This window comes from Emticicia sp. 17c, assembly GCF_037153985.1.
In the GTDB taxonomy this organism is placed as follows: domain Bacteria; phylum Bacteroidota; class Bacteroidia; order Cytophagales; family Spirosomataceae; genus Emticicia.
In genome coordinates this window covers 70,416-86,417 of the sequence record NZ_JBBAYI010000012.1, presented here as the reverse complement: position 1 = coordinate 86,417, position 16,002 = coordinate 70,416, and the positions used below count along the sequence as shown (strand labels likewise).

The following is a 16,002-nucleotide window of genomic DNA, read 5'->3' as shown; positions in this document are numbered from 1 at the left end:
ATGAGGTATTTATGAGCTATTATGATACTTAATTATTTCAAAATCGCATTCAGGAATCTGAGCAACAACAAGGTTTATTCGTTCATCAATATAGGTGGCTTAGCAGTTGGTATGTCGGTAGCTATGCTAATTGGCCTTTGGGTATACGATGAGTTGTCGTACAATACTTATCATAAAAATTATGACAGTATTGCACAGGTAAAAAATAAAAGTACCGACCCTAACACCGGTATTACTCGCAGCGGAGATGCCCTGCAATTTCCGTTAGGAACGGCTCTTAAAAATAACTACAAACATTACTTTAAACACGTTTTGCGTGCCTTTTGGTTTGGTAATTATACGCTTACGTCAGATAACGACAAGTTTCCTAAAACCGGAGAATTTATTGAGGGCGACGTAATTGAGATGCTTTCATTGAAAATGCTGAAAGGCTCATCGGCATCTTTGCAAGACCCTCACTCAATTATTCTATCGAAGTCTACGGCTGATGCTATTTTCGGAGACCAGGACCCTCTGAATAAGAACCTGAAAATAGATAACCGAATGGATGTGGTGGTAAGAGGTGTTTATGAAGACCTCCCACGGAATAACCGTTTTAGCGAAATACAGTTTTTTTCGCCGTGGTCTTTGTGGGTGTCGTCGAACGAGTGGGTAAAGCAATGTGAAAATGAGTGGAATAACAGTTCTTTCAATGTATATGTACAGTTACAACCCAATGTATCGTTTGAAGAAGCCAATGCTGGCCTAAAAGACTTTTATGAGAAAAACCCACCCAAAGAAATTGTAAAGGAATGGAGCAAATACAAACCAGCCATTATTTTACACCCTATGAAAAAATGGCACCTTTACTCTGAGTTCAAGAATGGCGAAATAGTAGGAGGGCTTATTACTTTTGTTTGGTTATTTGGTATTGTAGGCGTATTTGTATTATTGTTGGCGTGTATCAACTTCATGAATTTAAGCACGGCTCGTTCCGAAAAAAGAGCCAAAGAGGTAGGTGTACGTAAAGCAATTGGGTCGGTCAGAGGGCAACTGGTACAACAATTTCTGAGCGAGTCGTTCCTTGTTGTGGTGTTTGCTTTTATTATTGCCTTAGGGTTAGTTACAGTGGCATTGCCATGGTTTAATAATCTGGGTAACAAAGATATGTCGATGCCTTTCGGCAATCCTGTTTTCTGGGCAATCAGTATCGTTTTTATTGTGTTTACATCTTGTCTGGCAGGTTTATATCCGGCGTTTTATTTATCATCTTTTCAACCTGTAAAAGTCCTGAAAGGTACTTTCAAACTGGGTCGGTTTGCCTCTTTGCCGCGTAAGGTGCTAGTAGTGGTACAATTTACGGTTTCAGTAGTGCTTATAGTAGGCACCATTGTAGTATACCAGCAAATTAACCACGCCCGCAACAGACCAGTAGGGTATAACAGAGAAGGGCTCATTAAGGTATCTTTAAACGACCCTAACTATCAGGGTAAGCAAGATGTTATTAAAACGATGTTGCTTAATACAGGTATGGTAGAAAACATGGCGCTTGCTTCAAGCCCACTAACTGAAATATGGAGTAATTCGGGCGGATACAACTGGAAAGGTAAAGACCCTGAACTAGCTTCTGATTTTGCAGTGGTGAACGTAACGCATGATTTCGGTAAGTTGATTGATTGGAAAATAAAAGAAGGGCGTGATTTCTCGAGAAATTATGCAACCGATTCGAGCGCAATTATTATTAATGAAACAGCCGCTAAATATTTAGGTCTTAAAAACCCAGTAGGCGAATTTATTACTAATACCGACGAGGGTGTGAGCAAAAGCTGGCAGATTATCGGTGTAGTAAAAGATTTGGTGATGCAGTCGCCGTATGAGCCTGTAAAACGTTCTTTTTATTTTCTGGACCCCAAGTACGTAGATGTAAGCCAGATGATTATTAAAATCAAACCAAATGCAAGTGCAAATGAAGCATTGCCCAAAATAGAAGCGGTTTTCAAGCAAATAGTACCTTCGGCGTTGTTCGACTACAAGTTTGTTAACGAAGAATATGGTAAGAAGTTCAGTCAGGAAGAACGTATTGGTAAATTAGCCACGTTCTTTACTTTGCTTGCTATCTTTATTTCGTGTCTGGGCTTGTTTGGGTTAGCCTCATTCGTTGCCGAGCAGCGTACCAAAGAAATAGGTATCCGTAAAGTATTGGGTGCGAGCATAGCCAACTTGTGGCAGATGCTCTCAAAGGATTTTGTTGTACTGGTAATTATTTCTTGTGTGGTAGCGGCTCCGATAGCGTATTATTTCATGAGCCAGTGGTTAGAGAAGTATACTTATCATACAGAAATTTCGTGGTGGATTTTTGCCCTAACAGGTGCCGGAGCTTTACTGATAACATTATTAACGGTGAGTTATCAGGCTATTAAAGCTGCCCTCATGAACCCCATAAAGAGTCTGAAAACAGAATAACAGAGAATATTTATTACCGCCGGAAAAAGTAAGAGGAAGGTTGTTCTTCGTTTTTCTTTTCCTTGCTTATTACCCTTATAAAATTATGATACGCAATTATTTTAAAATCGCCTTTCGGAATATAACCAAGAGCAAGGTTTATTCTTTTATTAATGTGTTTGGCCTTGCCGTGGGTATGGCTGTGGCAATGCTCATTGGGCTTTGGATAAACGACGAAATGTCGGCCAATAAGCACCATGCCAACTATACTACACTCTATCAGGTAAAGATGCATCAGACTTTTGATGGCCGCCGTGGTACACAAGATGCTATACCGTTTCCGATGGGAGAGGAGTTAAAAACAAAGTATCCTGATTTTGAGGGCGTAGCCATGTGCGACTGGGGGAGTACCCGCTCGTTAGTGGTAGGTAACCAGAAGTTTCTGAAATTCGGTCATTTTTTTGGAGAAGAGGGGATTAATATGTTTTCGCTCAAAGTGCTGAACGGAGATAAAGACCCCCTGAAAGAGCCTTATTCGATTGCATTAACAGAAGAAACGGCTAAGTCGCTCTTTGGTGAGAAAGACCCTATCGGTAAGATAGTGCGAGTAGATAATACCATAGATTTGAAAGTGACCGCAGTTATAGCAAAGCAACCTAAAAACGCCAGCTTGCAATATGATTACCTGTTGCCGTGGAAATTACAGGAGAAAATCTACGACTGGATTCCTAAATTTCATAAAACCAATTGGGGTAACAATTCATGGCAAGCCTTTGTACAATTGAAAAAAGGTGTAGACCCTGAACAAACCAATGCCAGAATCAGAAATGTGGTATTAGACCACTTTAAAGATAATGTGCTGATGCAGAAAAGCATCAAGCCAGAGGTATTTATTCACCCAATGGAAAAATGGCGTTTATACTCCGATTTTACAGAAGGCAAAAATACAGGAGGCTTTATTAGATACGTAAGGCTGTTTGGTATTTTTGGTATTTTTGTTCTGGTTATTGCCTGTATCAACTTTATGAACTTGAGCACTGCCCGTTCTGAAAAACGTGCGAAAGAAGTGGGTGTTCGTAAGGCGGTTGGTTCAGCACGCAGGCAACTCATAAGCCAGTTTCTGAGCGAGTCTGTCCTGATTGCATTCATGTCATTAGTGCTGGCGTTTTTGTTGGTAGCCATCTCATTGCCATACTTTAATCAGCTAACCGAAAAGCAGATGAGCCTGCAATTAGATAATCCGGTTTTCTGGATAATTATTTTAGGCTTTACACTCTTTACAGGCTTGCTGGCAGGTAGTTATCCGGCACTTTATTTATCTTCATTCAATCCGGTTAAGATACTCAAGGGAACCTTTCGGGTAGGTAAAAATGCAGCTTTACCCCGCAAGATTCTGGTGGTAGTACAATTTACTTTCTCTATTGTGTTAATGATAGGAACCATCATTATTTATCAGCAAATTCAACACGCCAAAAACCGTCCGATAGGTTTTGCAAGTAAAGGACTGGTTTCGGTTGAAAGCTCAAGCGACCTCATCCGAAACTTTGATGCGTTACAGAATGAGTTGGTTTCATCAGGAATGGTGTCATCGGTATGTAAATCTAATTCACCACCAACACAAATCTGGAGTAATAACAACGGTTGGGAATGGAAAGGCTCAACACCAGAAGACAAATCGGCTATTTTTAATACCATAGCTACCAACTACGACTACGTTAAAACCATAGGGGTTAAACTGAAAGAAGGGCGTGATTTTTCAAGAGAATTTGCTACCGATTCGGTCGGGGTTCTTTTAAACGAAGCCGCTGTTAAACGTATGGGGCTGAAACATCCGGTAGGTGAAATAGTAAAATGGAATGGCCGTGACCGCCGTGTTGTAGGAGTTGTGTCGAATGTCATGATGGAGTCTCCGTACAGAAATATTTCGCCTTTGACTATTGTTTTTGAAAAAGACTGGGTGAGCTTTATCTGTGTAAGAATAAACCCTAGTGTATCGTCTACGGAAGCTATTAACCGTATTAAACCTATTTTTGAAAAATATAATCCGGGTTTCCCGTTCGATTATAAATTTGCTGATGTTGAATATGCAGCCAAGTTTAATTATGAAGAACTCATCGGTAATCTGGCCGCTATTATTTCTATACTAGCTATCTTTATTTCATGTCTGGGCTTGTTTGGTTTGGCTTCATTTATGGCCGAACAACGTAAAAAAGAAATTGGTGTCCGAAAAGTACTAGGAGCAAGTATAACTAACTTGTGGGGGCTTTTATCGAAAGATTTCATAAAACTCATTGTTATTTCATGTGTTATTGCTTCACCTATTGCGTGGTATGCCATGTCTGAATGGCTAAAAGATTATACCTATAAAATAGATATTGGTGTAGGGGTATTTATACTGGTGCTTATTATAGCCATGATTATTACCCTCATGACAGTAAGTTATCAGGCCATTAAAGCAGCATTGGCGAATCCGGTGAAATCGTTAAAAACCGAATAAAGCTTAAATTAATCTGGAATCAGGAAATTACAGTCGTAGGGGAATTGTCTTTATATGAGAGCAATTCCCCTTCTTATCTCATAACACCAAACAGCTATGCTTAAAAATTATCTGAAAATCGCTTGGCGGAATTTGCTGAAAAACAAAACTTTTTCTCTTATTAATATCTTTGGTCTGGCCATAGGTTTTACCAGCTTTATTCTGATAGGGCTTTATGTGATGGACGAACTCAGCTACGATAGGTTTCATGAAAAAGCTGACAGAATTTATCGCCTGGATGTAGATATTCGGTTTGGAGGAACAGACTTAAAGTTGGCTTCAAGTGCTGACCCCGCCGGAGCAGTCATGAAAAAAGATTATCCTGAAGTAGAGCAATATGTAAGATTTTATGCCAACGAGGGACCAAAATTTGTAAAAAAAGGCACCGAATACATCAGAGAAAACGATGTAGCGTATGCCGATTCTACTTTGTTCGATGTATTTACGCTACCTGTAATTGCGGGCAATCCGAAAACCGCGCTAGACCAGCCCAATACAATGGTTATCAGCGAAACGGCTGCGAAAAAATACTTTGGCACAACCGATGTGCTGGGTAAAAGGCTGGAAATTGGTACTGATGAAAAAACACAGTATAGTATTACGGCTGTGATAAAAGATATTCCGAAAAATTCACACTTCTATTTCGATATGTTGTTTTCGATGGATAACGTCGAGTATGATTTCGGAAACTTCCTGAGTAATAATTTTCATACTTATGTTTTATTAAAAGAAGGTACCGATTATAAGGCTTTTGAAAAGAAACTCGAACAAATGCTGGTCAAATATGTACTGCCACAAGCCAAGCAGTCGATGAACATCAACAGTATTGAGGAGTTCAGAAAAGCAGGCAACAAAATAGAATATCAGTTAATGCCCTTGACAGATATTCATCTCAAATCAGATAGGGCTCCCGAGTTAGGTGTTAACGGAAACATTCAGTATATATACATATTTTCAGCAGTGGCATTGTTTGTGCTTTTACTGGCTTGTATCAACTTCATGAATCTTTCAACGGCGCGGTCGGCTAACCGTGCCAAAGAAGTAGGCATCCGTAAGGTGTTAGGCACAGGCAAAGGAGTTCTAATGAGCCAGTTTATGGCCGAGTCGGTGTTTATCAGTTATCTGGCTTTTGGTGGGGCTTTATTAATTACTTGGGCAGTGCTACCGTATTTTAATGATATTGCCGCCAAAACATTTTCACTTCAGGATTTACTGGCTATCAGAACATTGCCGTTTTTGCTGGTATTACCTATTCTCATTGGCTTCATAGCAGGGTATTATCCGGCGTTTTTCTTGTCATCTTTTAAGCCAATAGTGGTACTAAAAGGTAAAATTAACACAGGTGTAGAACGTAGTAATTTCCGCAATGTGCTGGTTACATTTCAGTTTTTTACTTCTATTGCGTTGGTTATCAGCACCATAGTGGTGTACAGACAGCTTAATTACATCCAGACAAAAAATATAGGTTTCCAGAAAAATCAGGTGTTGGTTATTAATGGAACAGGGGCTTTAGGTAATAATAAAGAAGCCTTCAAGAACGAAATCCTGAAACTATCGGGTGTGCAGAGCGGTGCAGGTGCTGGCTTTTTGCCCGTTTCTAACTCGTCACGTACCGACCACTCTTTCTCTAAAGAGGCCACCATGAGTAGCAAGTCAGGGTTCAATATGCAAATGTGGAATGTAGACTACGACTACGTGCCTACGCTTGGAATGCAAATTACCAAAGGCCGTAATTTCTCGAAAGCCTTTGGTTCAGATTCTACGGGCCTTATTATTAATGAAACAGCCGCTAAATTATTAGGCTACGATGACCCCATCGGTAAAAGAATCTATTCGTCGGACGACGAAAGAAGTTCTTATCAGATTATCGGTGTGGTTAAAAACTTTCATTATGAATCATTACGCCAAAATGTGGCCCCTTTGTGTATGCGTCTGGGATATAGCAAATGGGCAATGGTTTTTAAAGTCAGTAGCAACGATATGCGCGGCCTTGTGAAACAAATCAAACAAAAATGGATGAGCATTGCCCCCGAAATGCCATTTAACTACAATTTTCTGGATGAACGATTCGACGAAATGTATAGAGCAGAACAACGCGTAGGTAAAATTGCAGTCACATTTGCAGCACTTACCATCCTGATTGCCTGCTTGGGCTTGTTTGGCTTGGTAACATATATGGCCGAGCAACGCACCAAAGAAGTAGGTATCAGAAAAGTATTGGGGGCATCGGTGTTCAGTATTGTTACATTACTGACTAAAGATTTTATCAGACTCATCATTCTGGCCCTTATCATAGCCAGCCCTATTGCTTATCTGTTAATGGATAACTGGTTGAAAGATTTTAGTTACAGAGTAAATATTGAATGGTGGGTATTTGCAGTGGCGGGTCTTGTAACAATTACTGTTGCCTTATTAACGGTAGGGTATCAGGCAGTTAAATCGGCACTGATGAATCCGGTTAAATCATTAAAAACTGAATAATTGTAAAAACTACGCCAATATTAAAGATAAAAGTATTCGAGGAAATTAAAATTACATAGCTATTATGATACGCAATTACTTTAAAATCGCCTGGCGAAACCTGATGAGGAGTAAAACTTTCTCGTTTATTAATATATTTGGTTTAATGGTAGGGCTAACGAGCTTTTTGCTTATTTCGTTATACATTTTCGATGAACTTACCTTTGATGGTTTCCATACAAACGCCAATCATATTTATCGGGTAATCAATAAAAAAGTATCGGCCGAAGGAAAACAAACCAAAGTGTCGGGGGTAGCCTATCAGATTTCAGAAACCGGAAAAACCACACTACCTGAAATAAAAAAAGTTGCCAGATATACCCAGCTAGGACGAACCAATGTAGGAACCAGTGAAAACACCAATGTTTTTTATGAAGATTTTAATATTGCAAGTCCTGACTTTTTGCAGGTACTGGATTTTGACTTAATAGCAGGCGATAGAAAAACTGCACTGACAGCCCCGTTTTCGGTGGTGCTAACAGAAGAATCGGCTAAAAAATACTTTAATACTACAAATGTAATTGGCAAGTTTATCAAGACCGATACCGACTCCATTCCTTATATGGTTACAGCTATCTTGAAAAGTATTCCGGTTAATTCGCATATATCGTTTAACCTGATTTTTTCAGAGTCGAGCATAACTAACCCGCGTTTTAAAGAATTTGCCAATACAGACTGGAGTTCTGATAGTTTTACTACTTATTTATTGCTAGACAACAAAGCCTCACATAAAAACATCGAAGCCAAGCTCAATCAGTTAGTAAGTTCCAGACGTTCTAAGACTGAGCAAGGTACCTATGCGTATTCTTTGCAAGCCTTAAAAGACATTCATTTTCATTCGGGCGATATTCAGGGCAATAGCGGTGGCAACCTTACTTATATTTATGTTTTTGCTATACTTGCTGCTTTTGTTTTAATAATAGCGTGCATTAATTACATGAACCTTACTACGGCTCGTTTTGCCAACAGAGCCCGTGAAGTAGGCGTACGTAAAACGGCTGGAGCCACCCGCGAAAACCTCATTAAGCAGTTTATCACAGAAGCCTTTCTGGTAACCTGTATCGCTCTCGTATTGGCGTTGCTTGCCGTTCAGCTACTGCTGCCTTATTTCAACGGTTTTACACATAAAAACCTGAGCCTTGATTTTAATACCGACTACCGTATCTGGTCAGGCGTTGGCGGAATTGTAATCATAGCGAGCCTTATGTCGGGGGTATATCCTGCGTTATTTCAGTCTAATATCAAGCCTATTTTGTTGTTAAAAAATAAAATTAATGTAGGTAAAGGAAACCTGTCTATCCGCCGTTTTTTAGTCGTGTTCCAGTTCTCTCTGTCAATTATCATGATAGTAGCCACCGTTGTGGTTTATTTACAGATGAAATTTGTAGATACCAAAGACATGGGTTTCAATAAAGAGCAACTGCTGATAGTAGATATTAATAGCGGAAAAGTAAGAAAAGGAGCAGAGACCATTAAAAGAGAGTTTGCGAAATTATCACAAGTAAAAGATGTTTCTGTTACTTCGCGGGTGCCGGGCGAGTGGAAAAACATGGTAAAAGTACAGGTCAAAAATGAAAATATTGCTTCGTTAAATGGCAAAGCAATGTATTTTTTAGGAGTTGACGACCAGTTTCTGAAAACCTACGAAATTGACCTGTTAAAAGGCCGGAACTTTAGCAACCTAGGCAATGCCGACTCTACCGCTGTGATTCTTAACGAAAGTGCCGCCAAACAGTTAGGCATCAGGCAGGCTTCGGGTCAATTCATCGAGATTCCGAGTATAGACTTTGGTGGGAGTATACAAAATCTTTCGTCATCGTTCAAGGTAAGAGTAGTAGGCATAGTAAAAGATTTCAATTTCCAGTCATTGCATCAGGCAGTTGAGCCTATGGTGCTGGGTTTTTATAAAAATCCTATTCAGAATATCGATTATTTCAGTAGCAGAGTAACGGCCAGTAACGTGGAAGAAACATTAAAACAAATGGATAACATTTTACATACTATTGATAAAGACCATTTGTTTGAGTACCATTTTCTGGATAAACAATGGGAACTGTTCTATCAGCAAGACAAGATACAGCAGGCTATTTTCCTGATAGTAGCTGTTTTAACAATTCTTATTGCTTGTTTGGGGCTGTTTGGGCTGGCTACTTATGCAGCTGAACAACGTATTAAGGAAATTGGTGTAAGAAAAGTACTCGGAGCAAGTATAGGTAGTATCATTGTGATTCTTACCAAAGACTTCGTAAAACTTATTCTGATAGCGGCACTAATTGCTTTCCCTGTGGCGTGGTGGGCTATGCACAACTGGTTAGAAAACTTCGCCTATCATATAGAAATCAGATGGTGGGTGCTGGCACTGGCAGGTTTACTGGCATTGATAATTGCCCTATTTACTGTAAGCTACCAAACTATTAGAGCCGCATTAATGAATCCGGTTAAATCATTAAAATCAGAGTAACTGAAAAAGTTAAACCCATGTACTTTTAAAATTACTCATACCTTCTCTCACAAACCATGTGCCGCTAGGGCTTTGGCAATAGCGGCACATGGTTGGTTTCATAGAACAAGCTGCAAGATAAACCCCTCGTCTACCATATTTTATAGAATTTTTTAGCGGTTTCATCTCATAATTATTCTGAGTTATCCCAATATCTGACAATTTTGTTAGGAAATAATTATATTTGATTTCTATCTTTTCAACCTTATAACTATGAAACTACCAGCTAAAAGATTTTCTTTCAGCTTAGGGTTTATTATTACCTTTTGCGTATCTGTTATCTCTTATAATGCTCTGGGGCAAGAAAAACGCGTGTTGGTTTTCTCAAAAACAAAAGGATGGCGGCATTCAAGTATCCCTTTTGGCAAGGAAGCAATCAAAAAACTAGGGCAGGAAAATAACTTCGGGGTCGACATCTCGGAAAATTCAGACGACTTTACCGACCAGAATCTCAAAAAATATAGTGCCGTAATTTTTAATTCTACTACGGGCAACATACTTAATAATGAACAGCAAGCAGCATTTGAAAGATATATTCAGGCAGGAGGCGGCTTTGTCGGTATCCACTCGGCAGCCGATACCGAGTATGAATGGCCGTGGTATGGGCAATTGGTAGGTGCTTACTTTGAAAGCCATCCGAATAATTCTAATGTAAGAAAAGCCACCGTACTCGTTACTGATAAAAACCATATTTCGACAGCGCATTTGCCTGATTTATGGGAACGCACCGACGAATGGTATAATTATAAATCGATTTACAGAGGCATTAAACCATTGGCTTACCTTGACGAGAATACCTATGATGGTGGCACTAATGGCGGAAACCACCCCATTGCGTGGTATCATGAATTTGATGGAGGACGCTCGTTTTTTACAGGCGGCGGCCATAACGACGACAGTTTCTCAGAGCCTTTGTTTCAGAAACACCTGTTGGGCGGAATAAAATATGCTATGGGTGACGGAAAACCCCTCGATTACTCAAAGGCGTACTCGGTAACTATGCCAGAAGAAAACCGCTTTGAAAAAACAGTATTGGTAAACGATTTGAATAACCCAATGGAACTGGCCGTTTCAAACGACGGAAAAGTGTATTTTACCGAACTGGCAGGTAATTTGTCGGTTTTTAATACAAAAAATAATCAGTTTAAGCTCATTCATCGCTTTCCGGTAGTGATGAAAGGAGGAACGGGCGTAATAGGTATTACGCTTGACCCTGATTTTGATACCAATCGTTGGCTGTACTTATACTATTCGCCCCCAATTGAGGGCGAACCTATCTATTTTAATTTATCGAGATTTACGCTATCGGCAAAGGATGAAATTGACCTTGCCTCTGAAAAAATACTTCTGAAAGTTCCTGTCCAGATTAATAGTGGGTCACATCATGGCGGCTCGCTGGCTTTCGATAAAGACCGTAACCTGATACTTTCAACCGGCGATGGTACTACGCCTTTTCCTTCTAATGGTTATGCCCCTATTGATGAGCGAAGCGCCCCTCAGTATTATCCGATGGATGCACAACGTTCGGCCGCAAATACCAACGATTTCAAGGGGAAAATCCTGCGTATTCATCCACAACCAGACGGCACTTATACCATTCCAAAAGGAAATCTGTTTGAAGTAGGGCAGCCCAATACCAAACCCGAAATATATGCCATGGGATGCCGCAACCCTTACCGGATTGCTATTAACCCATTAACCGGAACCATTTATTGGGGAGAAATAGGGCCAGATGCTGGCGAAGACAGCCCAAGAGGCCCCCGCGGATACGATGAATTTAATCAGGCTAAAAAGGCAGGCAATTTCGGGTGGCCATATTTTGTCGGAAATAATTATGCCTATTCGGAGTGGGACTTTGAAACCGGAAAACCCGGCCCTAATTATGACCCCGCTAAGCCCATTAATAATTCGCCTAACAACACAGGTTTAAAGGAATTACCCCCTGCTACGCCACCAATGATATGGTATCCGTATGCCTTATCTCCAGAATTCCCTGAATTAGGTACAGGCGGCAGAAGTGCCATGGCGGGTGAGTTTTATACTTTTAACCCGAATTCTACGGCTAAAACCAAAATTCCTAAATATTATGACGGTGCCTTGTTTATTTTTGACTGGATGAGAAACTGGATGTTAGCAACAAGATTCGATAAAAATGAAAATTACATAAAAACAGAAGCCTTTATGCCAACCAAGGGCGATTTCAGACGACCTATTGATTTGGCATTCAGTAAAGACGGAATTATGTATGTATTGGAATATGGTTCGGTTTATGGGGCTGATAATACCGATGCCCGTCTGGTAAAAATCGAATATAATTATGATAACAGAGCCCCACAGGCAATGGCTAACATTGTTGATACGCTAATGATGGCAAAAAAACAACGGGAATCGTTTATTACGTCTGAAATCAGAGAAATGCCACAATATAAGGAATGGGCAGGCAAAGCACCTTTAAAATTACGTTTTTCGGGTAGGGGAACAGATTTGGATTTTGATGATAAACTCGGCTACGAATGGTACATAAACGGTGCCAAGCAAGAATCCGATAAGCCAATGCTTATTTATACTTTTACCAAAAACGGAAATTATAAAGTAGTATTTATGGTAAAAGACGGCGCAGGTAAAACCGGAACCGATACCTTATTGGTAAGAGTAGGGAATGCTGTGCCTGTGGTAAAAATCAATGCCAAAAAGAACCGAACATTCTATTGGGACAATGAACCATTTGCGTATGGGGTATTAATTACCGACGCAGAAGATAAAATCATTAACCCCAGAAAACGCAAAATAGAATATAATTACTACCCTAACCCGTATCAACCCCTTGACAACGCCAAGTCTGATTCAAAGGTAGAAGTAGGGTCGTTGGGTAAAACACTCATTGATGGCAGCGATTGCAAGGCTTGCCATACGGTCGATAAGGTTTCGGTAGGCCCATCATTTCTGGCTGTTGCAAAAAAATATGGCGGGCAAGATGCTAAAATCATTAAGGTGCTTTCAAAAAAGATTATTGATGGCGGTGGTGGTAACTGGGGAAACACCCATGTGATGAGTGCGCATCCACAACTTTCGCCACAAGATGCCGACGAAATGGTTAAATATATTCTGGCACTTAACGACCCTAACAAAAACTTTAAGCCCATAGGTGCAAACGGTATATTGCCCTTAAAAGAGCATCTTGATAACAAAACTACCGGATACTATACCGTTAAAGCTAGCTATACCGACAACGGAGTAACAGGGCTTAAACCCGAAAAAGCTGAAGATATAGTTCGTTTGCGGTATCATGAGCTAAGAGCGATGGACGCAGATAAACATCCGGGTTTTGTGTTTGATTGGGGCGAACTGCGCCAAGGTGCTTCAAAAGCGTATCTGGTGTTTAAAAACATCGACCTGACCAATATCAAAACTATTGCTTTTGAATATGCGTCGATGGATAAATCAGGTGAAATAGAGGTTAGAGAAAACTCAGTAGCTGGCCCGATTCTGGCAAAGACTACTTTTACACCGACAGAAGGTTGGGGAAAAATGAAATGGGTTGAAAGTAAACTGGAAAAACAAGTAGATGGTGTGCGTGACTTATATATTGTAGCAGTAAAACGAGATAAACCAACCGATAACCTGATAAAGTTCAAAACACTTAGGTTCGACTAGGCTGTTTTATCTCCAGTTTTTATAAAGTATTATATGTACCTGAATATTATGATAAGACATTCAGTTGTTTTTAAGTTGAAATGTGCCGCAGGGTCAGTTGAAGAAGAAAAATTCTTTGATGCTGTTAACCATCTGGCAACTATTAAAGGGGTCGAAAACTTTACTCTTTATAAACAAACAAGTCCTAAAAGCTCATTTGATTATGGGTTATTTATGGATTTTTCTGACCGAACCGCCTACGATAACTATAATAGTAACCCACTGCATGTTGCCTTTGTTGAAAAATACTGGGTAGACAATGTAGAGCGTTTTATTGAACTGGACTATGAGCCTGTGGCATAAAGCAGGGTCATAAAAAAAGCCCAGACAGCAATGTCTGGGCTTTTAAGTTCTTGTTTAATTACAACACAACAACACAGTTTTGTGAAGTAAATTCATTAGCCACATATTTGTCGGCAGCTTCATCATTTATCCAGTTTGTTCCATCAAGTAAATAACGGAATTGGAATTCTGAACCTACTGGAAGTTCCAGAGAAGCCTTATATTGACCATCTTTTTGTTTCTTTAATAAAGTAGCTGTCGAATCCCAGTTATTGAATTCACCTACTACTGCTACTTTCTTCGCATTGTTTACTACTTCTGAAGGTAGCGTGAACGTAACTTTACAAACTGATTTGGTTTTAGAAAATTGTTTTGCAAGTGCCATTTTGTGCATTAGTTTGATTTTCGTAGCAAAATTATATTATAAAAATTATAAATACATGATTATCAATTGTTTATAATGTAAAATTCTTTAAAAAATCATATATTATTCTTGAATGACAATATTTTGTAATAAACCTGTCTGCTATTTATTCATAATTGCGCCTTTCTTCGTTTAAACCTTCAGGTCAGGAAAATAGCTCGCTGTTAATTTCGTTTTGTTATTAAATGGCTACGTTTTTTTTAGAATGTGCCTGATTTTGGGCATAGTTTTTGTAAAAGTTCATAAGAGTTACGATTGTATCCCAAACTTTAACGATAATTACCATCTATACAAAGATTTTATGGATATTCTAGCACTTATAAAGGAAAAGTTGACTGATTCTGTGATTGAGAAAGTTAGTAATTTTCTGGGCGAACACCCTCAGAATATTAGTCTGGCTTTGAATAATGCTGTTCCAACAGTGCTAGGTGGAATTATTCACAACACAACCACTGAAGATAGTGCAGCCAAATTAATGGATGTACTGAAAGACGGAGGGCATACTGGCGAAATTCTCGAGGATTTGCCTAGTTTATTAGGCAATTTCGATAAAACACAGTTGTTGATTACCATTGGTACCAATATATTTACGCACTTTCTGGCCAACAAAAGTAACGGTATTATTGAAACGGTTTCGGCTTTATCTAATATCAGAAAAACCTCGGCTTCATCGTTGGTGGGGTTGTCAACACCGTTGGTTTTAGGAGCATTAGGAAAAGTAATAGGCAAAGAAGGAATGGGCGTTTCGGGTTTGATGAGGTTATTAAACGAGCAAAGAGAAGCTGTTTTATTGGCTTTACCTCCGGCTTTGGTTAATAAAATTACAACAAAAGAAGGAGAAGTAAATAAAAAAATAACGAAAGACGATACCAAAGACAAGAAAAAGACGAAGGAAACCAATACGAGACCCGGCCCATCGGGTGGGGGAGCTTCCATCTGGATTCCGTGGATATTACTGGCATTAGTACTAATTGCTATTTTGTTATACTTGTTTAAATACAAACAGCAGCAAGATACACAGGTGGCTACTACACAGGCAATTCCGCAGGCAGACTCTACGCAGGCTCCTAAAGATACCTCTAATTCGTTCTCATCGGTAAGCTCAACTCCTGCCGATTCGCTTGGGTTAGCTGCTCCTAGTGAAACAGTTACAAGCCCACCTGTTACACCGGATGCAAAAAGCAAGGAACCTGAAAAAAAAGAGCCTGAGCCTATTAAAGTACCAGAAAAACCTGTAAACACAGCACCTGTTACTAATACACAGCCAGAAACAAAAACTTCGGTTGAGGAAGAATTAAAAAATAGTACCTCATGGGTTGCTTTGCCCAATCTTAATTTTAAGAAAGGAAGTGCCGAAATCAGTAGTAAAGGTGATATTGATGCTCTAGTGAAATTTTTGAAGAAAAACTCAAAAGCAAGCATCATTGTTGCCGGAGGGGCTGAAAGTAATGGCGGTACCTTAGGCGAAGACCGTGCCTATGCCTTGCGTGACGCGCTTTTTGAGAAAGGCATAGACCAAAGCCGCATACAGATACAAAGTTCAATAGTAAAAGATGTGAATTCAAAAATAACCGTAAAAGTAAAAAAGTAAAGGTATCAGTATAAGTCATACTGTTGCTGACGATT

General features: G+C 39.6%; 8 protein-coding genes. 7 read left to right on the top strand and 1 reads right to left on the bottom strand.

All coding sequences use genetic code 11. The features are described from left to right. The first annotated feature begins 21 nt into the window (after positions 1-21). The 6 genes from WAA15_RS20355 (at position 22) to WAA15_RS20330 (ending at position 13,973) form a co-directional block, all read left to right on the top strand. Positions 22-2,442: an FtsX-like permease family protein gene (locus tag WAA15_RS20355; RefSeq protein WP_337044678.1), complete on the top strand. Its 2,421-nt coding sequence runs from the start codon at positions 22-24 to the stop codon at positions 2,440-2,442. Between the two features lie 85 nt (positions 2,443-2,527). Continuing rightward, positions 2,528-4,918 carry an ABC transporter permease gene (locus WAA15_RS20350; protein WP_337044677.1) on the top strand — a complete coding sequence of 797 codons (2,391 nt, stop codon included), beginning with the start codon at positions 2,528-2,530 and terminating at the stop codon, positions 4,916-4,918. Positions 4,919-5,014: 96 nt separating this feature from the next. Beyond that, positions 5,015-7,438, top strand: a complete 2,424-nt coding sequence (locus tag WAA15_RS20345; protein WP_337044676.1) for an ABC transporter permease — start codon at positions 5,015-5,017, stop codon at positions 7,436-7,438. 64 nt (positions 7,439-7,502) lie between these two features. After that, entirely contained in the window at positions 7,503-9,938 is a 2,436-nt protein-coding gene (locus tag WAA15_RS20340; protein WP_337044675.1) for an ABC transporter permease, read from the top strand. Between the two features lie 252 nt (positions 9,939-10,190). After that, positions 10,191-13,631 carry a ThuA domain-containing protein gene (locus WAA15_RS20335; protein WP_337044674.1) on the top strand — a complete coding sequence of 1,147 codons (3,441 nt, stop codon included), beginning with the start codon at positions 10,191-10,193 and terminating at the stop codon, positions 13,629-13,631. 48 nt (positions 13,632-13,679) lie between these two features. Further along, entirely contained in the window at positions 13,680-13,973 is a 294-nt protein-coding gene (locus tag WAA15_RS20330) for a Dabb family protein (protein ID WP_337044673.1), read from the top strand. 58 nt (positions 13,974-14,031) lie between these two features. Here WAA15_RS20330 and WAA15_RS20325 read toward each other — a convergent pair whose 3' ends face one another. Beyond that, positions 14,032-14,337, bottom strand: a complete 306-nt coding sequence (locus WAA15_RS20325; protein WP_337044672.1) for an isoamylase early set domain-containing protein — start codon at positions 14,335-14,337, stop codon at positions 14,032-14,034. Between the two features lie 340 nt (positions 14,338-14,677). On the opposite strand from WAA15_RS20325, the gene WAA15_RS20320 reads away from it, so the two are divergent. Further along, positions 14,678-15,967 (top strand): DUF937 domain-containing protein, encoded by a 1,290-nt coding sequence (locus WAA15_RS20320; protein ID WP_337044671.1) that lies wholly within the window; start codon positions 14,678-14,680, stop codon positions 15,965-15,967. Positions 15,968-16,002 lie beyond the last annotated feature (35 nt).